The 22,222-nt window shown below is 57.8% G+C and carries 19 protein-coding genes; 10 read left to right on the top strand and 9 right to left on the bottom strand.

Annotation, left to right across the window (positions count from 1 at the left end; translation table 11 throughout):
* Positions 1–11 precede the first annotated feature (11 nt).
* Positions 12–785 carry a 5-formyltetrahydrofolate cyclo-ligase gene (locus tag IG617_RS05950; RefSeq protein ID WP_192108226.1) on the top strand — a complete coding sequence of 258 codons (774 nt, stop codon included), beginning with the start codon at positions 12–14 and terminating at the stop codon, positions 783–785.
* 32 nt (positions 786–817) lie between these two features.
* Positions 818–1,210, top strand: coding sequence for an oxalurate catabolism protein HpxZ (gene hpxZ, locus IG617_RS05945; protein WP_192108512.1), 393 nt, complete (start codon positions 818–820; stop codon positions 1,208–1,210).
* On the opposite strand, the gene IG617_RS05940 is transcribed toward hpxZ, so the two are convergent.
* From IG617_RS05940 to IG617_RS05920, 5 genes are all read right to left on the bottom strand, one after another.
* Positions 1,207–2,781, bottom strand: a complete 1,575-nt coding sequence (locus tag IG617_RS05940) for an amidohydrolase family protein (protein WP_192108224.1) — start codon at positions 2,779–2,781, stop codon at positions 1,207–1,209. The genes hpxZ and IG617_RS05940 overlap by 4 nt on opposite strands.
* A gap of 29 nt (positions 2,782–2,810) precedes the next feature.
* A complete protein-coding gene (locus IG617_RS05935) occupies positions 2,811–4,034 on the bottom strand; it encodes an amidohydrolase family protein (protein WP_192108222.1) in 1,224 nt (407 codons plus the stop codon).
* Entirely contained in the window at positions 4,031–6,547 is a 2,517-nt protein-coding gene (locus tag IG617_RS05930) for a branched-chain amino acid ABC transporter ATP-binding protein/permease (protein ID WP_192108220.1), read from the bottom strand. Before IG617_RS05930 ends, IG617_RS05935 begins: the two co-directional genes overlap by 4 nt.
* A 9-nt stretch (positions 6,548–6,556) precedes the next feature.
* A complete protein-coding gene (locus IG617_RS05925; protein ID WP_192108218.1) occupies positions 6,557–7,432 on the bottom strand; it encodes a branched-chain amino acid ABC transporter permease in 876 nt (291 codons plus the stop codon).
* 91 nt (positions 7,433–7,523) lie between these two features.
* Positions 7,524–8,708 (bottom strand): ABC transporter substrate-binding protein, encoded by a 1,185-nt coding sequence (locus IG617_RS05920; protein WP_192108216.1) that lies wholly within the window; start codon positions 8,706–8,708, stop codon positions 7,524–7,526.
* A gap of 239 nt (positions 8,709–8,947) precedes the next feature.
* Here IG617_RS05920 and IG617_RS05915 point away from each other — a divergent pair, with 239 nt between their 5' ends.
* On the top strand, positions 8,948–9,364 hold the full coding sequence (locus IG617_RS05915) for a nuclear transport factor 2 family protein (RefSeq protein ID WP_192108214.1): 417 nt from the start codon (positions 8,948–8,950) through the stop codon (positions 9,362–9,364).
* Between the two features lie 27 nt (positions 9,365–9,391).
* On the opposite strand, the gene IG617_RS05910 is transcribed toward IG617_RS05915, so the two are convergent.
* From IG617_RS05910 to IG617_RS05895, 4 genes are all read right to left on the bottom strand, one after another.
* Positions 9,392–10,084, bottom strand: coding sequence for a GntR family transcriptional regulator (locus IG617_RS05910; RefSeq protein ID WP_192108212.1), 693 nt, complete (start codon positions 10,082–10,084; stop codon positions 9,392–9,394).
* A gap of 205 nt (positions 10,085–10,289) precedes the next feature.
* Positions 10,290–10,655, bottom strand: a complete 366-nt coding sequence (locus tag IG617_RS05905) for a cupin domain-containing protein (protein WP_192108210.1) — start codon at positions 10,653–10,655, stop codon at positions 10,290–10,292.
* A 23-nt stretch (positions 10,656–10,678) separates the two neighbouring features.
* Positions 10,679–12,172 carry an aldehyde dehydrogenase family protein gene (locus tag IG617_RS05900; protein WP_192108207.1) on the bottom strand — a complete coding sequence of 498 codons (1,494 nt, stop codon included), beginning with the start codon at positions 12,170–12,172 and terminating at the stop codon, positions 10,679–10,681.
* A 2-nt stretch (positions 12,173–12,174) separates the two neighbouring features.
* Positions 12,175–13,443 carry a mandelate racemase/muconate lactonizing enzyme family protein gene (locus IG617_RS05895; protein ID WP_254170445.1) on the bottom strand — a complete coding sequence of 423 codons (1,269 nt, stop codon included), beginning with the start codon at positions 13,441–13,443 and terminating at the stop codon, positions 12,175–12,177.
* On the opposite strand from IG617_RS05895, the gene pdxR reads away from it, so the two are divergent.
* The 7 genes from pdxR (at position 13,413) to IG617_RS05860 (ending at position 22,057) form a co-directional block, all read left to right on the top strand.
* On the top strand, positions 13,413–14,894 hold the full coding sequence (pdxR, locus tag IG617_RS05890) for a MocR-like pyridoxine biosynthesis transcription factor PdxR (RefSeq protein ID WP_192108205.1): 1,482 nt from the start codon (positions 13,413–13,415) through the stop codon (positions 14,892–14,894). The two genes, IG617_RS05895 and pdxR, sit on opposite strands and share 31 nt — an antisense overlap.
* Positions 14,895–15,007: 113 nt before the next feature.
* The gene (locus tag IG617_RS05885) at positions 15,008–16,084 is read left to right on the top strand and encodes an extracellular solute-binding protein (RefSeq protein ID WP_192108203.1); all 1,077 of its coding nucleotides are present in this window, start codon (positions 15,008–15,010) and stop codon (positions 16,082–16,084) included.
* Positions 16,085–16,251: 167 nt separating this feature from the next.
* Positions 16,252–17,373 (top strand): ABC transporter ATP-binding protein, encoded by a 1,122-nt coding sequence (locus IG617_RS05880; RefSeq protein ID WP_192108201.1) that lies wholly within the window; start codon positions 16,252–16,254, stop codon positions 17,371–17,373.
* Positions 17,373–18,242, top strand: coding sequence for an ABC transporter permease (locus IG617_RS05875; RefSeq protein ID WP_192108199.1), 870 nt, complete (start codon positions 17,373–17,375; stop codon positions 18,240–18,242). Before IG617_RS05880 ends, IG617_RS05875 begins: the two co-directional genes overlap by 1 nt.
* Positions 18,243–18,253: 11 nt before the next feature.
* Positions 18,254–19,114, top strand: coding sequence for an ABC transporter permease (locus IG617_RS05870; RefSeq protein ID WP_192108197.1), 861 nt, complete (start codon positions 18,254–18,256; stop codon positions 19,112–19,114).
* A gap of 7 nt (positions 19,115–19,121) precedes the next feature.
* Positions 19,122–20,744 (top strand): GMC family oxidoreductase, encoded by a 1,623-nt coding sequence (locus tag IG617_RS05865; RefSeq protein WP_192108195.1) that lies wholly within the window; start codon positions 19,122–19,124, stop codon positions 20,742–20,744.
* Between the two features lie 11 nt (positions 20,745–20,755).
* The gene (locus tag IG617_RS05860) at positions 20,756–22,057 is read left to right on the top strand and encodes an FAD-dependent oxidoreductase (RefSeq protein WP_192108193.1); all 1,302 of its coding nucleotides are present in this window, start codon (positions 20,756–20,758) and stop codon (positions 22,055–22,057) included.
* The last annotated feature ends 165 nt before the right edge of the window (positions 22,058–22,222 follow it).

Raw genomic sequence — 22,222 nt, 5'->3', positions numbered from 1 at the left:
TGGATAGCCCCATGGAAACGGCACGTTGGTCAGGACGAAACGAAAACAAGGATGAAATCAGGCATCAGATCTGGTCGGGCCTGGTGTCGGGTGGCGTCAACGTCGGCCCCGTCGACAGCCGCATCCCGAACTTCGCCGGTGCCGACCAGGCAGCTCTGAATCTGGCTCAGCTCCCTCAGTGGAAAGCGGCGCGAACCGTCAAGTGCAACCCGGATCCGCCGCAGATACCCGTGCGTCTCAGGGCCCTCTACGACGGCAAGATTGTCTATGCGCCTGTCCCCGAGCTCCTGAAGCCCTACCCGTTCGTGCGCCTCGATCCGGAGGCTCTTGAGAAGGCCGGCATCCAGTTCGAGCTCGCCGCGACCTCACAGGGCTTCGTCGAACATGGAGAGCCAGTCGAATTTATCGACATGGAACCCCTCGATTTTGTGGTCGTCGGCTGTGTTGCCGTCAGCCGCAACGGCGGACGCACCGGCAAGGGTGGCGGTTTCGCCGATCTTGAACTCGGCATCTTTCGCGAACTTGGCAAACTCAAAGTGGACACATTGATCACAACGACCGTTCATTCGTTGCAGGTCGTGGACGACAGCAGCCTTGTCATGATGGACCACGACAGCGCCCTTCATGCCATCGCGACAGAGCTTGAACTCATCGAGACCCGGACACCCTACCCACAGCCGGCCGGCGTTGCCTGGGACGTGGTCCAACCCGATCAATACCGCGACATTCCCTTTCTCGAAACGCTCAGGGACCAGATCCAGGCCTATAAGCAGGAGCAAACTTGATGAGCGACACAGAGACCGCTGCCAGCGCTGCACTGGAAATCAACATTCCGGAGATCCAAGCAGAAGTCACTGCAATGTTTCATGAGTATGAGACGGCGCTTGTCTCGAATGATGTCGAAACGTTGGACCGCCTGTTCTTCAATGCGCCGACGACCATCCGCTATGGCGGCGGCGAGAACCTCTATGGATATGGGGAAATCGCGGCTTTTCGCTCTGGCCGCCCGAATGTGGATCTCGCCCGCACACTGGAGCGCGTCGAGATCACGACCTATGGGCGGGACTTCGCCACCGCCTCGACGCACTATATCAAGCCCAGCGCCCCCACCAAGGTGGGACGGCAGATGCAGACCTGGGTGCGCACGCCGGAAGGCTGGAAGGTGGTTGCAGCCCATGTCAGCATGATCGAGCGGCCCGATGGCAGTTAGAACGGCGGTCTACGTGCCAGGCTGTTAAACCTGTAGGGCTGGCGTCCACTGGCAGGATAGGCCTCGGCATACCAATTGCGGATGTGGCTCATCAGAGCCTCTGTTCTCTCACGCGCTTCGGTCTCGACCGGCGACAGGGCAGAGCTTAGAATGTCGGAGATTTCTTCCAGCACCTGCTCCCGGTCGATGGAGATCACCCTCCCCGCATCAACGACCTTCTCCCCGCCGACGAAAACGGTCTTCGCCGGCATCTGCCGGCTTCGCAGCAAAACAGCGTCTAGCAGCGGGACCCGCTCATCGATGAACGGACGCGCTATGTCCTTCCAGTCAAGCAGCACGACGTCTGCGGCTTTGCCTGGATCCAGACGGCCAATCCGGCCCTCAAACCCTGTGGTCGCTGCCGCATGCTCGGTTGCCATACGAAAGACATGGGCCGCCGAAGGACGCGGTGTCCACAATCCCGGTTCCCGGTGCAGCGACCAAACAAGCCGCATCTCCTGCAGCATATCGCGATCATCATTGATCCCAGATTGGTCGATGCCCAGCGCCACCGGAATTTTCCGGCGGATCATGTCGTTGACCGGCGCAACCCCGCTGGCAAGGCGCAGCCCCGAACTCGCATTGTGACAGACCGAGCAGCCGCAGCTGCCGATCAGGTCAAGATCGTCTTCGTCCATCCAGATGCCGTGGCCCAGGGTCAGATTCGGGCCGAGACATCCAAGGTCCGACAAGTGCTGCACAGCCGACTTGCCATAGTGTTTCTGGGCGAACTCGGCCTGCAAGTGGGTTTCCACCAGATGCATATGAACTTTCGAACCGGTACGCTCCGCCGTGTCGAAAATCGCCGTAAGGCAGCCGTCCGTACACCAGTGAAGATTGGCCGGCGCCAACTGCCAGGACACCTTATCAGCATCCATCCCCTGCCAATGCGCCTTGCGGCGTTCGAACCACGCCATGTAATCCGCGATAGGAGCCTTGCTGGACGCAAGCCTGGGGCGCCAATAGTCGGCGTCAATCTCTGGAAGACGATCCAGGAATGGTTCATCGTCTTCGTGAACCAGCTGGTTCCGGTCCCGGATCATGAAGGAAAACGACGAGCGCATCCCGATCTCGCGGTATGCCCCAATGACCGCGTCAGACAGGGTGGTCCAGTCATCCGGGTGACCAGAGAGGCCCGGATGAATGTGCTGAACGGTGGTGGTTCCGGCCTCCAGCATCTCGATTGCGGAATAAAGCGTATCCAGCCGGTGACCGACATAGCGCATGCCACGGAACTGCGGCAGCCAGAACTCCAGTGGCTCGAGCGGAACGCCCAGTTGAAGCGGCGTCAGGCCTGAGTGATGATGCCCATTGATCAGCCCCGGAAGAACGATGGCATTGCCGTCTCCCTCGACAGGCAGATCCGGATGCCCTGCCTTGAGCTCATCGAAGGGCTCAACAGCGACAATCACACCGTCTTTCACATGTAGACCGGCGCGCTCAACCACTTCGCCCGTATTGTCGCGCGCCACCCCGATGATCGCGGCGCGTGACTGGATGAGAAACTCTTTGGACGGGGGCTGCGCGGTCATGGCTGGTTCTCCCTCAGGCCCGGTTGACATCAAGCCGGCTGGAAAAGCTCGGCCGGCGCTTGTTCAAAGGTCATTTTGCCATCCTTGAAGCCCCACAGCGGCCTTGCGATTTCGGCGACCGCCTGACCGCCGGTAAGCGCGGGCAGAGCCACAAAGGTCGCTGCCTCGCCAACCGCAATCCGGCGCGACTGATTGATCAGTCTCCGCGGAATGTCGGTGACCATATCAAAACAGGCTTGAAGCTCGCTTTCCGTGCTGAGCTGTTGAACGTTGGCAAAGAGATTGGCCATGCGGGGCAGCGAACAATCCCCGTAAGGCGTGAAGGGGTTCAGCACATTGTTCGTCGCCACCGTGCAGCACACACCATGCTCATGAAAGACCTGTGCCGGTGCCACACCACGTGGCACCAGATGGTCTTCACCGCGCCCCATCAAGAACAGGTCCGTCGCCGGCAGAACGGTCAGGGCAATTCCGGCATCCTTGAGCAGCGCAACCACATCCATAAGCTCTGCATGCGGCAGCGCGGACAGCTTCGTGACATGGCCGATCGCCACCCGCCCTTGCCAACCATGCGCAATCGTCTTGCGTGCGATTTCATCCAGATGACGCCAGCTCGGGTCGAGATCGAAATCGAGATGGAAGTCGAGATCCACGCCGTGGCTTTCTGCCATCTCGAACAGGATAGAAATCTGCGCGTTCGGGTCGCTGTCCGTATAGGGGCAGCCACCAAGAAGATCGCCTCCACGGGTGAGAGCTTCCTCCAGAAGCGCCTGCGTTCCCGGATAGTTGGTCAGACCTTCCTGCGGAAAGACGCAAATCTGCAGGTCGACCGCCCAGGCATAGTCCTTCTTCAGCGCCAGTACGGCATCGAAACCGGCAAGGCCGATCCCAGGGTCGATTTCCACATGGGTCCGCATCGCATTGGTGCCCTGGACAATCGCCTTGTCCAGCACCTGTTTGCCCCGGTCATAGACATCACTGGCGGTGAAGTTCCGTTTCGCCGTCCCAACTGAAGCGATCGCTCCTTCGAGCGTGCCGGTTTCGTTGCGGCAGCGATCCAGTATACAGGCCTTGTCGAGGTGGATATGGCTCTCCACAAATCCCGTAACGAGCAGAGCGCCGTTCCCGTCTCGTTCGGGCGCTTCGGCGACCAGACCAGCCCCTATTTCCTCAATCCGGTTGCCGACGATCAGAAGGTCGACAAGCCCCTCGGTTTCCGAAGTTCTGACATTGCGGATGATCAGATCGCTCATCGCGCCGCCTCCTGCATGGAAACATCCTCTCCGCCACCCAGATAGGCTGCCGTCAGCCTTTCATCTGAGATCAGCTCGTTGGCAGGCCCTTCCATGACGATACGACCCTGCTCGAGAACGTAGCCATAGTCGGCCACCGAAAGCGCAAGCGAGGCCATCTGATCGACCAGCAGGATGGTGGTTCCCTCATCACGCAACTCCCCAAGGATTGCGTAAAGCTCATTGATCATCGCCGGAGCCAGGCCAAGCGACGGCTCATCCAGCAAAAGCACACTCGGGCGTGCCATGAGACCACGGGCAATGGCCATCATCTGCTGCTCGCCGCCTGAAAGAAGCCCTGCCCGACTGTGCAGCCGATCCTTCAGCCTCGGAAACCGCTCGAGCAAAGCCTCGACTTCATCGCCCGACATATCCCGCTGCCGCTTGTAAGCGCCAAGTTCGATGTTCTCGAGGACCGTCAGTTCGGGAAACACCTGACGTCCTTCGGGAACCAGAACCAGGCCGCGTGCAACCAGGTCATGAGGAGCAAGCGCATGAACGGGCTCGTCCTTCAGGATGATGCTCCCGTCTACCGGGCGGTGAAGACCCGACACTGCGGACAGGAAGGTGGATTTGCCTGCCCCATTGGCGCCAAGAAGAGCCACCATTTCTCCCGGACGTACCTTGAGTGTCACATCCTTGAGGACTGGTGCCGCCCCATAGCCGGCGGTCAGTTTCAAGGTCGACAGAACAGGCGTTTCCACCGTTTCGAGGAGATCTTTGCGCGGCAAAGCTGGCGCGGATCCATCGCCCAGATAGGCAGCGATGACGATCTCGTTCTCCTGGATTTCGGAAGGCGTGCCGAACGCAATCGGCTTGCCCGCATCGACCGCCTGGATCCGGTCTGAAATGCCCATGACCAGCTCCATGTCATGCTCGACCAACACGACCGCCAGCCCAAGGTCCGCGATTTTGCGAAGGATGACGGCGAGCTGGTCCTTGTCGGCCCGCATCAACCCGGCGGCAGGCTCATCCAGCAACAGAACGCCCGGCTTCATGGCAAGTGCCCGGGCTATCTCGACAAGGCGGCGGTCAACGTGAGGAAGATCGCCGGCACGCTTGTCCAGATCTCCCAGATAACCGCAATACCGCAAGAGCCCGGCCGCGAGCTCAAGATTTTCCGGGGACTCGATCCGCGCCAGGGGCTGGCCGAGCCTGCCTCTGGACAATCCGGAGATCACATTGGCAACGACGCTCATGTTCTCGAACAGTTTTGTCGTCTGATAGGTGCGTGCGATCCCGCTGCGCGCGGCTTCGAAGGCTGGCAGCCCGGCAAGTGACTTACCGGACAAGGTGATGTCCCCATCCGTAGGCTTGTAGAAGCCACTGATCATATTGAGAATTGTCGTCTTGCCCGCGCCATTCGGCCCGATGATGGACGTCACAGCGCCCGATGGCAGCGACAGACTGACGTCATCTACCGCGCGCACGCCGCCAAATGAAATGCCGAGCCCCTGGATCTCAAGCTTGTCCGGCTTGGAATACTCTGCCAGCAGCGCTTCGATTTCCGTCGCCGGACGGGGATCTATGGCGCGCGAGGGTCGTGGCAGGAAGGCGGCAATTGACCCGACAAGTCCGCGAGGTGCAATCAGAAGAACGCCGACAAGCAAGCCACCGAAAAACAACAGCCGGTATTCGGCCAGTCCGGATAGAAATTCGGGCAGCAGAACCGTGACGAGCGCGCCAGCCAAGGGTCCGAGGACACTGCCGGCCCCGCCAATCAGGACGGCGAAGAGAAACAGGATTGACTGCGAAAAGGGGAAGTTGCTCGGAGCGATGAACATCATCAGCGGCGTGAACAAGCCGCCCGCGACACCTGCCATCGCAGCTGCGATCGCGAATGCAGTCGATTTCACGACAAATGGTTTGTAGCCAAGCGACGAGGCGGCTGTTTCAGCATCCCGCATGCCGGTCATCGCCATGCCCCAGCCACTGTCGGCCAGACGGCGATACAAATAGAGCGACAGACCTGCGAGACAGATGCTGAAGAGCACGAGATCCGTTTCTGAAAGCGTATATCCGCCAATCATGGGCATCTGAAAGCCCATCAAACCGTTCTGGCCGCCCGTCACCGAGCGCCACTCGACAGCGCCATGTTCGACAATAAAGGCAAAGGCGATTGTCACCATCGCCAGAAATGGCCCGGCCATGCGGACCGCCGGGATCGCAAGCAGCCAACCGGAAATGCCGGCGGCGACTGCCGCAGCTGGCAAGGCAATCCAGAAGCTGACGTCATTGAGCAGCAGAACACCGGTGGCATAGGCACCGATGGCGAAGAAGCCGACCTGTCCGAGCGACACCAGCCCGGTCAGGCCGTAGAGCACATTCAGCCCAACGCACAACACAGTCGTCAGCGCCACCAAGCCCATGACGAATTGAATATAGCCGCCACTGGCAAGCGTGAGCACAAGTCCGCCGATTGTCAGCGCAAGAATGAATAGGTCCAACCCGGTCCGGGAAATGAGATGTTGCATCTTGTTTTCTCAGACCTTCTTGACTGCTGGTCGCCCGAACAATCCGTCCGGTTTCCAGGTGAGCGCCAGGATGACGAGCGCAAAGACAACGATGTAAGTGGAAGACGAGCCGAGATAGGAGGTCACAAGCGCCTCCACCAACCCGAAGATAAACCCGGCGAGCATCACCCCGGATGCTGACGTCATGCCGCCCAAAATGGCAACGGCGAATGCTTTAAGGCCAAACAGCGTCCCCATGTCGGAGTGAACCGAGAGCAAGGGCGCAATCAGCAGTCCGGCGCCGCCAGCAAGCATCGCGGAAAGAGCAAAGGAGCCGGATACCATGGCAGTCGTGTTGATACCCATCAGCCGCGCAGCCTGGACGTTTTGAACTACGGCCAGCAGAGCGCGTCCTTGCAGGGTCTTGCGAAACAGGAAATGCAGGGCAAGCGCAACGCCGACCGCGGCGATGGGAACCAGAATCTGCTGCGGATAGATGCCCGTTCCAGCAAACTGCCACGTCGACTGGGTCAGGGTAGAGGCGAGCGTTCGCGGCTCGTTGCCGAAGGTGAAGAGCACCGCATTATCAAGAAAGATGCCGCCGGCCACTGTCGCCATCAGCCAGGCTTCTGAGTTCCGCGCAACGAACAGACGCACCAGCAGGACCTCGACGATCATGCCAAAGCCACCGCAACACAGGATCGCCAGCGGATAGGCGATCAACCAGTTCAACCCGAGCCGCTCGATGAAAACATATCCAAGGACGGCGCCGAGCATGACGACGCTTCCCTGGGCAAAGTTCACTGTCTGCGAAACCGAGTAGGTGATCTGAAAGCCGAGGGCGATCAAGCCATACATGCTTCCAAGTCCGATCCCCGTTACCAGGGCGGCAATCAATAAGGTCATGGGTGTTTCCTGCGCGCTTGGGCGAGCGATGAAAGTCTTGTTGTCTTTTCAAAGTGCCTCCCGCCCAACGGGCGAGAGGCGATATCCTGGATCACTTGACCGGAATGATCTGACCTTCGACGAAATGGGCGAAGAGATAATCTTCAGGACCGATTGCATCCTGGTCTTCGGGCGAGAACGGATCGGTGTAGGTCTTGATCAGACCTTCGATGTTCTCGATCTCGTACATGGCCTGACGGATGGCTGGGCCTTCGGTCGAGCCTGCCTTTTCAATGGCCGCAGCCAGCAGCAGCATTGCGTCGTATGCATTGGCGATACCTGTGGCCGGTGTCACATCGGCCATGGTTTTGATTTCCGGATAAGCCTCTTGCAGCTTGGCAAACATGGCTTCACCCTTCGCATCACCTTCGACGAACAGGTAAGTCTGGATGAAATGCAGCTTCTCGCCGCTCTTTCCGGCCAGTTCGGTGAAGCGACCACCGGAAGGGCCCCAATGGGAAGCAAGTGGGACATCCCAGCCCATGCGATCAAGCGACTTGATCACCTGTGCCGTTGGCGCAACGTTCGCGACCACGAAGAGCGAATCCGCTCCGTTTTCCTTCAGCCGCGTGAGCTGCGGAACCACATCGACATCATTGGACTCGAACTTCTCAATGCCGGCTGTCTCCATGCCACGCTTTTCGAGCGCCTTGGTCAGGCCCTTTTCGTTGGACTCTCCCCAAGGGTTGTTGATGAGGATCATGCCCGGCTTTTTCACGGCGTGATTGGCCACGAGATATTCCGTGATCGCCTCATCGACATATTCGTCAACGGCGGACACGCGGAAAATGTAGTTTTCTTCAGCGCCGTTCTTGGTGATGCCGGTGCCGGCGGCCCAAGGCCCGACAAATGGCACCTTCGCCTGGTTGGCGAATGGAACAATCGCGAAGGAAACCGGTGTATCCAGACCTCCGATCAAAGCCGCGACGCCCTCGCGCTGCACCAGCTCGCGTGCAGCAACCAGACCTTTGCCGGGATTGCTTTCGTCATCGCGGCTGACGAGTTCGATCGGTTTGCCCAGAACGCCACCCTTTGCATTGATTTCATCAATCGCGATGGTGAGACCACGGGTGATTGCCTGGCCCGACTTTGCGGACTGACCGCTGAGCGCGGCAACAAGACCGATCTTCACGGTGTCGGCGGCAAGGGCCGGCAGACTGGTGGCAACTGCCAGGCCGACGACGCCTGACATCAGGGCACGGCGAGTTATTTGGGAAAGAAAGCGGGAAGTTTGCATGAATTACTCCTCTGGACGTCCGGAGCGCCTGTCCGAATGCGTCGAGCAATGCAAGCTCAATGCCAAGCAAATAAAACTATATATTTCAATTACTTAAAATACCTAACGTCTCAATCGTCAGTTTGCCGACAATTTTCCGATTAAATTGCATGCAAAAATTGCATGCAATTTGAGCATGCGAGTTTGACCGCAGTTTCTATAGTCAGACCTGATATGAGCCTCTGAAAAGGACCCCACCCATGAACGCCCCTTCTGATTCAGCTCTTCTGCCCGTAGAAGCGCAGATCGTCCGCGACTACCTAGACGCCTCCATGAAGCCGGATCCTGAGCTTGCCGCGACCTTCGTGGCCGATGATGTGGACATCACATTTACGGGTGGGCGCAAATTCACCCATCCGTCGGGCCCCACGGGCTTCAATGCGATGCGCTACAGCTGGGTGAAAAAGAAGATGGACCGCTTCGACGTCGCCGCTGGACCGGAAGGAACGGTGGTCTATTCAGTCGGTACGCTCTATGGCGAATGGCCTGACGGCACGCCTTTTGAAGGCAACCGGTACATTGACCGGTTTGAGGTTCGAAACGGAAAGATCGTGAAGATGGACGTGTGGAATGACAGTGCTGAACGCATTCTCATTCGCATGAACATCGAGGCCTGACCCCGCCTCGACCATGACCTCGCGCAGCTAGTCGCTTTCGCGAACCGCCTTGGCGTAGGGTTCAAGTGCGTCCAGATAGATCGTGCCCTGTCCCACGGTCTCTTCCTTGAGCAGGGCTCTGTCGGCCACGGCACCCAGATGATTCCGCATCAGATCCCGAGCGCGCATCTGGTCGCCCTTTTTCAAGGCCTCGATGATTTCGCGATGTTCATGAATGCCGCAGTCTGTCGAGTGCGGCCGGGAATAAAGCGCCAGTGTCAGGCCGCAGCGATAGCCGACATCCTCGACATATCGGATCAGAACCGGGCTTTCGGTGAGCTGCGCCATGAGAATATGAAATTCTGTCGCCAGCCGGATCGAAACCGGTTCGGGACCGCTTTCCGCCTGGATTTCCTTCGCCAGATGGCTCTCAAGAGCTTCAAGGTGCTTAGGCCCAAAATTCGCAATCAGCCGCGACACCACCAGATCCTCGATCTGGCATCGCAGGTCGAAGAGATCCCGTGCTTCTTCAAGACTAGGTGTTGCCACCACCGCCCCACGATTGCGCCGGAGCTCCACAAGCCCCTCGGCCGCCAGCCGTTCCAGAGCCTGACGCACGATCGTTCGGCTTGCTCCGAAACGCTCACCCAGGGCATCTTCGGGCAGCTTCATGCCCGGAAGAAGCGCGCGCTCAAGGATTGCGGTCCGCAGGGCCGCACAAATCTGTTCGGATCGGTTCATGCTGGATTGTAACACTCGCGCAAAGCCATTTAAGCACAAAACCAAATTCGCGCTGCTTTGCCAAGCTCATCAAGACATGTCCGTGCCGTTTCGACCGAATATCATCAGGCCCGTTCGGCTTGTGCCCAACCGTCATGCAGGAAAGAGCGAGCCTGCTCACCAGCTCGATGCGGCACCGCGCCAGCGTAAACCAGCCTGTCTTACCTCATGCTTTGCCAGAAGCGCTGATGACGAACAGTTTGCGCATATGCTCGTGGATCTCCCATTCGCCGGTCCAGCCCTGCGGCAGGACCAGCAGATCACCCGGGCCAATGTCCCGGGAGCCACTGCCATCTGCATTTGAGACGGAAGCACGGCCGGAGATGATATGACAGTATTCACCAGCGGCCTTCCGGTCGGCCGTGAAGCGCCCAGGCGTACATTCCCAGACGCCGATCTTGGTTGCTCCGTCGTCCGACACCCAGAGCATGCTTGACGCTTCTTGCTGGCCCGCGGTCAGGGTGGTTGGCTTGTCGGCAAAAGCGCCAAGCTCGGTCGAGGCAAGGCCTGCGAAGGCTTTCAAGTCGATCATGTTGTTCTCTCGTCGATATCGTCTCAGGAAATTTTGGCGGCGACACTCTTGGTCTTGCAGTAGCTCTTGAGGCCCTCGATACCTTTTTCACGGCCAAAGCCGGATTTCTTGTTGCCGCCAAAAGGAACTTCGACCCCGCCGGCAAAATACTCGTTGATGTAGATCTGGCCGGCATCGATTTGACGCGCCATTTGGTGAGCGGCAGAAAAGTCCCTGGTGAAAATACCCGCCACTAGGCCGTACTGGCAGTCATTCGCCAACGCCACCGCATGATCGGCATCGTCCGCGACCTGCACCGTCAGGACCGGCCCGAAGACCTCTTCCTGCGCAAGCTCATCCGCCTGATCGACACCATCGACAATCGTCGGCTCAAAGAACCATCCGGCACCGGTTTCAGGATCGACGGTGACATTGCCTCCTGCCACAATGTTCAGGCCGCGCGCCTTGGCGCGATCAAGAAAGCCGTTGATCTTGTCCAGATGCTGAGCGGAGTTCACCGGGCCGACGTTCGGGTCGCGCAATCCATGCCCCAGGCTCAGGGCCTTGGTCTTGGCGACAAGCTTTTCCAGGAACTCGTCGTGAATAGCCTTGTCGATGATCAAACGAGACCCTGCTGAACAGATCTGCCCGGCATGTTCGTAGATCGCGCCCAGAACACCGGCCACAGTCTTGTCCTTATCGCAATCCTTCATCACGACGACCGGTGATTTGCCGCCAAGTTCCAGGACCACGCGGGTGATGTCATCAGCCGCTGTCTTCATCACCGTGCTTCCCGTGAGGACGGAGCCGGTGAAGGTAATGTGATCCACGCCTGTGTGGCGCGTCAGCGGAGCGCCGACCTCCTGACCTGTCCCGGTCAGAACGTTGCAAAGACCATGGGGCAGCCCCGCCTGAGACAGCACCTCTGCCAACATCAGAGCTGTGAACGGTGTTTGTTCGGCCGGTTTCGCGACAACGGCGCAACCTGCAGCCAAAGCAGGCGCAAAGCCGCGAGCAGCCGTCGAAATGGGGAAATTCCAGGGGATGATATGGGCGGTGACACCAACAGGCTCATGAATGGAATAGCCAAGATAGTCAGGTCCAAGCGGGAAGCTGTCGCCCTGAAGCTTATCGCAGGCACCAGCATAATACTCGAATGTTCTCGCCGCGCCGCGCACATCGCCCATCGCCTCGTTCAAAGGCTTGCCGCTGTCGAGACATTCAACGATCGCGAGCCGATCGATGTTTTCAAGGATCAGCTGAGACGCCCTGAGCAGGATCCGCGCCCGCTCGACCGGCAGAACGTCACGCCAGGATGTATCGAACGCCTTGCGGGCACTGGAAACCGCATCATCAACATCGGCCTCGGTTCCAGCCGTGAAACTGGCAAATGCCTTTGCCGAGCCCGGATCGAGACTTTCCATCGAACGGTTATGAACGGGGCGGGAGAAGGCCCCGTCAATGAAGTGGCCGTTCGGAAGTCCTTCAAGGGTTCCTGTTTCCAGGTATTCGGCAGTCAGCTCAGCAGCGCTCTTCATGGTCAGGCTTCCAATTCACTGATCTTGTAACGGGACTTTTCAAGCCACGACGGATTGATGTCGACACCCCATCCAGGCGCGTCGGTGACCACGGCGTTGCCGTCAACAATATCAAAGGGAGAAGAGGCAAACAGGCCGTATTGCCAAGGATAGTAATCTTGTTTCTCGATGGAGAATTCCAGGTATTTGCCAGCGTTTGGAATGGCCCGCAGCAGATGCATCGTGAACAGCGTCACCATCGAGAGGTTGGCGGCATGTGGCGTACACGGCAATCCGGCCAGATGCGCCATCTCCGCCACTTTCATGGTCCGCAACATGCCCCCGAGATAGCAAATATCGGGCTGGATCACATCCACGACGCGGTCGTCGATCATGCGTTGCCAATCGACGAGCGAGCAATCCTGCTCGCCGCCGGTGATATCGATCTCCAACGCATCGGTCACCTGCTTGGTCTGATCATAATGCCAATAGGGGCAAGGCTCCTCGTAGTGGGAAATGCCGTTGTCCTGTAGGAACCTGCCGACCGCAATTGCTCTGGCTGGAGAGTAGCAGGAGTTTGCATCGACCAGCAAAGCGACGTCGTCTGAAAAAGCCTTGCGCATCGTCGGGACAATTTCTTCAGTCCGCCCAGGCCATTCGTCCTGATCGCGGCCACATTCCGCGCCGATGCGGAATTTGAAGGCTGTAAAGCCGAAATCGTCCTGCTCTTTCTTTAGCCGGTCCGCTTCATCTTTCGGCGTGATGTCGCGCTTCATGGAAGACGCGTAGGCCCGTACTTTTCCGGGCGTTCCGCCGAGCAATTCGCAGACTGGCTTGCCTTCGATCTTGCCACGCAGATCAAACAAGGCTGTATCCAGCCCACCCATCGCACGGCGCAAATAGGCCCCTGGAAACTTGTGTTCCCTTTCGGGAATAATGTCCATCAGATGGGCAATATCGTAGGCGTCCTGTCCCAGGGCGTAAGGCGCAACCTGGCGGTGAACAACCTCCGCGGTGATGTCGGCACAATATGGCGCAACCTGCCCCCAGCCCTGCGCACCAGTGTCTGTCGTCACACGAACAAAGCACACGAACTCATCTGTGAACGTCTCGATGGATTGGATCTTCATGGACCGATCAGACCTTTGTAATTTTTGTACCACCTGCGCAATCGCTTGGCAGCTTGACGCTAAAATAGTCATTATTGGACTTGAGTTAAGGTCCGTTTTGCGCAAACCTTCATACCAATTAAGAGGGTCCGATGAAGCATCATGCCGGCGTCCTGTTGTCATCCATCCGGATCGACAAAACCTCCAGCAGGCGCATTTCCGTACAACTCTATATGGCATTGCGCGAGCTGCTTCTGGCGGGCGGGCTGATGCCGGGCGAGCGTTTGCCCGCGACCAGAACCCTGGCCGAAGAGGTCGGAGTGTCCCGGACCACTGTGATTGACGCGGTCGACCGCCTCATCTCTGAAGGCCTTGTGGAATCGCGTGTCGGTGCCGGCACATTTGTCAGCGAAGCCTTGAAAGTCCGGCACAAACCAGGGTCGGCGTCCCTAGATAAGATCCGCGCCATCGCCGAGCCACGTCTTTCACACGCAGCAAGACATGCGACACCGGATTTTGCGCCACGCACCAGACTGCCGCACAAATCCCTGGCGTTCACGACCGCCCTTCCTGCTCTCGATGCTTTTCCCATGGCTCAATGGGCAAGATTGTCAGCCAGACATTGGCGGCGCGAACGGGATCAGGTCACGGGATATGGCGAGCCCTTCGGGTTTCCACCGCTTCGTGCTGCCATTGCGCGCCAGCTGAATGCCTCAAGAGGCATTAAATGCGACCCGGAGCAAATCTTCATCGTCAACGGTGCTCAGCAAGGTTTCTCGCTGATCAGCTCACTCCTGGTCAATCCGGGTGAACCTGTCTGGTTTGAAAATCCGGGCGCCATCGGTGCCCGCAATGCTTTCATCTCAACCGGCGCAAACCTGGTACCGATCGAGGTCGATAAAGAAGGTCTTTGTGTCGACGATGGCTTGAAAAAAGCGCCCCATTTCAGGCTGGCTTTCGTCACCCCCTCACACCAGCAGCCGTTGGGCCACGTGATGAGCCTGGAACGCCGGCTTGCCTTGCTCCAGGCAGCCCACGACGCAGATGCAATGATCGTGGAGGACGACTATGACGGTGAATTCTACTATGGCGAACAACCACCGCCGACCTTGAAGAGCATCGACACCCAGGAACGGGTTATTTATGTCGGCACCTTCTCCAAATCCCTGTTTCCGAGCCTTCGCCTCGGCTTTGTCCTGGCCCCCAGGGGTCTTGTCGAGAGCTTCAACCATATTTGCTCGGCGTGGCTAAGCGGCGTCCCGACAGCGACCCAGGCAATCACGGCCGACTTCATGGATGAAGGCATGTTCGCCACTCACATCCGGATGATGCGGCAACTCTACAAGGAGCGTCATGATGCCCTGATCAGCGCGGCATCATGTTTGGCAGGCAAGATTGATGTGCAGCCCACAAAGAGCGGATTTCACGCCGTGGGGCTACTGGCGCCTTCCCTGACCGAGGATTTCCTGGTGGCCGAAACAAGATCCGCCGGCGTGGTGACATCCCCTCTTGGGCGCTACGCCCTGGACAAGCTAAAGCAAAGTGGCATTGTTCTTGGATTTGGCAGTTCACCGCCCGAGGAAATCAAGAAAGGCATTGAAGTCATAAAGAGCATCGTGGGCCAATCAACATAATTGGTCTGCAATTTTATCCGTAATGGATATATTTATACAGACCAATTCAACATTAGTATTTTCCCCATCGCTGCCGACTGCAATTGTTATGACTGCTGAAAGGGAGATACTAAATGCGTTTGAACCCAACCGTCGCCGCCTTGCTCGCCGCGACCATGCTCACCGGGGCCGGCTCCGCTCAAGCAGAGACACTCCGGCTTCTGACCTGGGGCTCCTATGCGCCAGAAGAACTCGTTCAGAAATTCGAGAAAGAGTATCCTGACATTGACGTCGAGGTCACCTTCTCGAACAACGAGGAAATGATTGCCAAGCTACGCGCCACAGGCGGAGCTGGCTTCGATCTGGCCCAACCAAGCCATGACCGTATTTATGCGGCACAGCTCGAATATGACATCTACAAGCCGATGGATCTGTCCAAGATCGACACCAGCGTGATGGAACCTTCCCTGCTGGAAGGCGTCAAGGCGAATACGACCATCGAGGGCGAAGTCTATTCGGTCCCGCACCAGTGGGGCACCTCCGGCCTTATGGCCAACAAGGAGATGGCGCCTGACTTCAAGGGTTGGGGCGATCTCTGCGATCCAAAGTACAAGGGCAAGACATCAATGCGCTTGAAGCGCACCATCTTGCTCGGCACAGCCTTCGCAATGGGTGAAGATCCCTTCGCAGCCTATGCTGACCTGGACAAGTATCAGGAGATCCTCGACAAGGTCGCGGACAAGCTGATCGAGTGCAAAGGCAACATCAAAGCCTATTGGAAAGGCGGCGACGATCTGTCTGCCATGATGCTTTCCGGCGAAATCGTTGCATCCGAGACCTGGGACTCCACCGCGTACAAGCTGTTCGGTCAAAACGAAAACATTGTTTTTGTTCCGCCTGAGACCGGTGCACTGGCCTGGATCGACACCTTCACGCTGCCTCGCAAGGGCAAGGCTGATGATGCCGCCTACAAGTGGATCAATTTTGTTCTGCGGCCTGAAAACGTCACCATCATGTCCAGCAGCACTGGATCGATGGCATCCGTCAAAGGCGCCAAGGATCTGCTGCCACCTGAGAAGAAGGTCGCTGTCAGCGCCGCCTTCACCGATGCAGACATCAGCAACCTCAAGTTCTTTGCCAACATCCCTCCCGGCGTTGAGGACATGGAAGGCAAGACGCTGGAAAAGATCAAAGCAGCCACCGGCGGCTAATCCAATCCAGCATTTGACGAAAACGATAGGGCGCTCCGCAGCGCCCTATCAAACTTCCTAAGCACACAGGATCCGCCTAACGCTCGCCCCTCGCCTTGATCAGGGCTCAAGCGAAACCAGAGATCCGACCACCTTCCCTCAATTCTCAATCCGTAACTGGCACGCTCATGACACCCAATCCGACTTTTGACCTTGAATGCAACAATATCGCCAAGTCGTTCGGGAAGGTTCGCGCCGTAAATGATGTGTCTTTCACCATTCCAAGCGGGTCTTTTTTTTCCATTCTGGGTCCATCAGGCTGCGGCAAGACAACCTTGATGAGAATGATTGCCGGATTTGAGGAGCCAACGGGCGGGGACATAAAAATCAAGGGCAAGTCGGTTCTCGGGACGCCGCCCAACAAGCGCAATGTGAAGATGGTCTTTCAGCATTTGGCGCTTTTCCCGATGATGAATGTCTACGAGAACATTGCCTACGGATTGCGTTGTAGCGGCCACGACAAAGATGAAATCAAGCGCAAGGTCCATGATGTGCTTGAGCGGATCGCGCTGCCTGATGTCGCCGACCGTGAAATCCACCAACTTTCGGGCGGGCAGAAACAGCGCATCGCCATTGCCCGCTGCATGGTGCTTGACCCGGATGTTCTGCTGCTCGACGAACCCCTCGGCGCCCTCGATCTGAAGCTGCGCGAAGCGATGAAGATCGAGCTCAAGCTCCTGCAGCATCAGTTCAACACCACATTCATCTACATCACCCATGACCAATCCGAAGCCTTGGTCATGTCCGACCATGTGGCGGTGATGAACAAGGGCGACTTCGAACAGATCGGAACGCCCCAGGAACTCTACCATCGTCCAAACACGGCTTTCGTTGCCGGTTTCGTCGGCGACAGCAATCGCTGGACCGGGCGCGTCAAGAGCGGTGACGCCACCGGTGGCATGGCTGAAACGGACCAGGGCCTGCCGATCAAGTTCACGGCCAACGGCCAAAGCCAGATCTCTGAGGGTGAAACCGTAGATATCTTCGTTCGCCCCGAATTCATTCGCACCCTGCGCGGCGCCGACAGGCAAAGCCCGGTTGAACCCCATGAGACGTCGATCGACGGCGTTGTCGACAGCCTGCTGTTCAATGGCGCGAACAGCCGAGTGCTTGTGCGCGGCTCGACCGGACAACTTATCGAGGCCGACGTCACCTTGACCGGCAGCGGCGACCTGACACCCGGTGAAGATGTTCGCCTCGCATGGTCTTCCGAGCAGGCCACATGCTTTGCACGTCATGAGGCATCGTGATGCAACAAAAAGACATCAAACGCCTCACAATGCTGCTCCTGTTCGCCCCGTTCGCGCTCTGGATCTTGTTGCTGATCCTGCTGCCGCATATCGGCATGGTCATTCTGTCCCTACGCGAAAAAGTTGCTCCAAGGGTCTATGAGTTCGGTTTCGGCAACTACATCGATTTCGCAATGGAGCCGATCTACTGGAACACGCTCTTGCGGACTGGATCCATGGCATTGCTGGTCACGGCTCTTGCCTTGCTGATCGGCTTCCCGATTGCCTACTACATAGCCAAGGTTGCCGGCTTCAGAACCCGCGGCGCCTTGTTTCTGCTGTGTCTGATCCCCTTGTGGGTCAGCGATCTCATCCGCGCCTTCGGCTGGATATTGCTGCTGCGCGAAACCGGCGTCATTTCGACGTTCCTGCAATGGTCTGGTGCGATCGATGGCCCCATCGAGTTCCTCTACAATGATGCCACTGTCGTGGTCGGCCTCGTCTACACCGTCATTCTCTTCATGATCGTGCCGCTGGTATCGACACTCGATGGTATGGACAATTCCATGATCGAGGCCGGATACAATCTGGGCGGCAACGGCTTTACAGTGCTCCGACGGATCATCGTTCCTTACGCAATGCCGGGGATCGTGTCGGGTTGCATCGTGGTCTTCATGCTGACAGCCGGATCCTATCTGACGCCCATTCTCTTGGGCGGCAAGAACTCCAGCTGGTTCACCGAACAGATCTATGACCAGTTCATCACCCGGTTCAACTGGGAGTCCGGCGCAGCCTTTGGCTTCCTGCTTCTGGCCTTCACGTCGCTTGTCATCTGGTTGGGCCTGAAGCTCAGCGGACAGACACTCGCCAACACCGTCGCCAAGAGCTGAGGAGACCGAATATGCTGCTTCAAAGCAACCCATCTCCCTTTCTCTGGGGCTACCGTATCTACGTCGCGGCGTTCTTCATTTTCCTGGCAGCGCCTCTCGTTGCTGCAGGTGCGTTTGCGTTTAACGACAGCCTGTTTCCCGCTCTGCCGTGGCAAGGTTTCACGCTCGACTGGTTCTTCAACGACACCGAGCCGAAACTCGGCATGTTTCATGATCGCCGCCTGTTGCGCGGGATGTACTATTCCTTTGTCATCGCTTGTTTCGTCGCCTCTCTGTCTGTCCTGGTTGGAACGACCAATGCGTTTTTGTTTGTCCGCGGTGACTTCCCCGGCAAAAATGCGCTCTACATCGTGATGGTCATTCCACTTGTTATTCCAGGCGTGATTCTGGGCATATCGATCCTTGTTCTTGCGAGCGACACAGCCAACTATTTCGAGAACAGCTTTGACCTGGAACTGGAGTTCCTGCGCCCCGGGATTTTCCTGGTTGTGCTTGGTCAGTTTTCCTTCATCACAACGATCACCTCACTCGTGATCACGGCACGTTTGAAGAAATTCGACGACAGCATGGAAGAGGCCGCGCTGAACCTTGGCGCAAGCCGCGCACGGGTGCTGAGAACGATCACTTTGCCCTTCCTGCGCCCGGCAATGATCGCATCAGGCATTGTGGCTTTCCTTGTGTCCTTCGAAAACTTCAACACCACTTTGTTCCTGGTCGGTTCGGAAGCTCCGCTCACCATCACGATGTATGACCGGATGGCCAAGGTCGGCTCAACGCCGGTTCTGAATGCCGTTTCGTTTTTCCTGATGGTCGGGTCCGGCCTTCTGGCGCTGGTTTCGATCTTCATTCAACGCGACAAGTCGGTGCGGTAAACCAGCCATGATCGAGTATGATTTTGTTGTCGTAGGCGCTGGTTCCGCCGGCGCGGTGCTGGCGGATCGCCTGTCGGAAAGCGGCAAACACACTGTGTGCCTTCTGGAGGCGGGTGGTTCGGATCTGAACTTCTGGATCTGGATGCCAATTGGCTATGGCAAGGCGTTCTACAGTGCTCCAATCAACTGGAAGTACACCACGGAGCCCGACCCCGAGCTGAACAATCGCTCTGGATACTGGCCGCGCGGCAAGGTTCTGGGCGGATCCAGTTCCATCAACGCCATGGTCTATATTCGCGGACAACATGCCGATTTCAACGACTGGGAAGCCGAAGGCAATCCAGGCTGGGGGTTCGCGGATCTCCTGCCCTATTTCAAAAAAATGGAAACCAACGACCAGGGCGAAAGCGACTATCGCGGCGGCTCCGGACCTCAATATGTCTCGACGATGAAGCGCGACCTTCATCCCCTGTGCGACGTGTTTCTCAAAGGCGCTCAGGAAGCGGGATATACATACAATTCTGACTTCAATGGCCCGGATCAGGAAGGCGTCGGTCTTTATCAAAACACTGCCAAAGACGGCTTTCGCATGTCGACGGCACGTGCCTATCTCGGCCGCGCCCGCAAGCGTTCCAACCTGCACATAGAGACAAAGGCACATGCCAGCCGGATTATTCTCGATGGCCAGAAAGCCGTCGGCGTCGCCTATCGCCAAGGCGGCAGCGAGAAAACCGTCACGGCTCGCAAAGAAGTGGTTGTCAGCGCAGGTGCCGTCAATTCTCCCCAGCTTCTGATGCTATCAGGCATCGGCGACGGCGCGGAGCTTCAGGCGTCCGGCATTGATGTCGCCGTACACCGCCAGGCCGTTGGAAAAAACCTTCAAGATCATCTGGGCGTTGACTACCTGTATCGGTCAAAGGTTCCCACGCTGAACACCCAGCTCCATCCTTGGTGGGGCAAGCTCTACCAGGGCATCCGCTATGTTCTGACGCGTCGCGGGCCTCTGTCTCTCGGCGTCAATCAGGCAGGTGGTTTCGTCAAGACCGACACGAGCCCTTCGCGCCCCAATGTGCAGCTCTATTTTTCGCCGGTAAGCTACACAAAGGCTCCGGCGGGCCAACGGCCGCTCATGAACCCGGATCCGTTTCCCGGCTTCCTGCTCGGCATGCAGCCGACGAGGCCGACCAGCCGGGGCCATATCGCGCTTCGATCGTCAGATCCGACGGCGTCCCCGCTGATCCATCCCAATTCCCTCAGCACCGCGCATGACCGAAACGAAATGGTCGAAGCTTGCAAGATCCTGCGCAAGATTGCTGAGAGCCCGGCGATGCGGGCCGTCATTGATGAGGAAATAGCACCAGGTCCGTCTGTCCAGAGTGAAGATGATATGCTGCAGGATGCGCGCGCAAGGTGTTCAACCGTGTTTCATCCAGTCAGCACCTGCCGGATGGGACCCAACCCCGAAGAGAATGTCGTTGATGCCCGGCTGCGCGTCTATGGCGTTGACGGGCTTCGGGTCGCGGACACGTCGATCTTTCCAACGGTCACGTCCGGCAACACCAATGCCCCTGCGATCATGGTCGGCGAAAAAGCGGCTGCCATGATCCTTGAAGACCACAAGACGGCATAACGGAGATCAAAGTGACACCTGTTCAGCTGTTCGCCGATGACTTCAAGCCAGAGCCTTATTGGTGGCATTCAACCGCGCGACCCCAAACGCTGCCAATAGAGCTGCCGAAAGAAGCCGATGTGGTGATTGTCGGCGCCGGTTACACAGGTCTGAATGCGGCCCTTCAAACCGCCCGCGCAGGCCTGTCGACGCTTGTGGTCGATGCAGAAGCTGCTGGCTGGGGCTGCAGCACGCGAAACGGCGGACAGGTCTCCACAAGCATCAAGCCGAGCTTCAAGACCCTTGCGCGCCGCTATGGCGAAACGGTTGCGACCGACATCCTGCGCGAAGGGCAAGCATCGCTCGACTACATGCACAACCTCGTTCAGGACGAGGCCCTTGACTGTGAGTTCAAGGAAGTCGGACGCTTCCACGGAGTCCATAAGGCGCACCTTTATGACGCATTGGCCAGAGATTGCGCGTCCGGACATCCCGTCTGGAAAACCGATGCATTCATGGTGTCAAAAGCCGAGATGCAGAGCGAGCTGGGGACGGATGCCTATCATGGTGGCATGGTCCTGCCCCGTCACTGCAGCATCGATGTCGGCAGGTACCATCCGGCGCTGCGTGAGCGCGTCGTATCGGCTGGTGCCCTGATCAAAAGCCACTGCAAGGTGACATCGCTCGAGCGCACAACGACCGGATTTCTCGTCCACACGCAGGATGGACCAGTCCGCGCCGGAAAAGTCATTCTGGGCACAAGTGGCTACACCGGACCGCTTTCGAGCCATCACCAACGCCGGATCATCCCGATTGGCTCTTATGTCATCGCGACAGAGGAATTGCCCGCCGAGCTGATCGACAAGCTGTTCCCGACAGACCGGATCCTCTCCGATACGCGCAAGCTGGTCTATTATTACCGGCTTTCTCCGGACCGGAAGCGAGTGATCTTTGGGGGACGCGTATCGCTGAGCGAAACAGACCCTAGGAAGAGCGCAGTCAAATTGCACCGGGATATGGCGGCGCTCTTCCCAGAGTTGGCTTCCGCAAAGATAAGCTATTCCTGGATGGGATATGTCGGCTACACATTTGACGCACTCATGCACTGCGGAGAAGACAAAGGGCTTTTTCATTCAATGGGTTATTGCGGCTCTGGCGTTGGAATGGCCAGCTATCTGGGCTACCGCATGGGCCAAAAGGCGGCAGGGCTTGAAAAGACACCCTCACCTTTTGAGCGCATTCCAAATCCAACGCGACCCCTTTATTCAGGTAACCCCTGGTTCCTGGCACCATCCGTTCTCGTCTACCGGATCCGCGACAGGTTCGGGATTTAGCGCACTCGCCCGAGCACCTTCGTGCTTTTCAAACGCCTCACCTCCTCTGCACGAATGAGTTCGCACCCGACAAAGTATACCTGTCAGAATTAAACGGCACTGGCCGCAATTAATCGGCACCAGACAGTTTTTGCCGGGATTATCCGGGAAAATGCGCGATTTGGT

This window comes from Roseibium polysiphoniae, from assembly GCF_014842925.1.
Lineage (GTDB): Bacteria > Pseudomonadota > Alphaproteobacteria > Rhizobiales > Stappiaceae > Roseibium > Roseibium polysiphoniae.
This window is presented reverse-complemented; position numbering and strand designations above follow the sequence as displayed.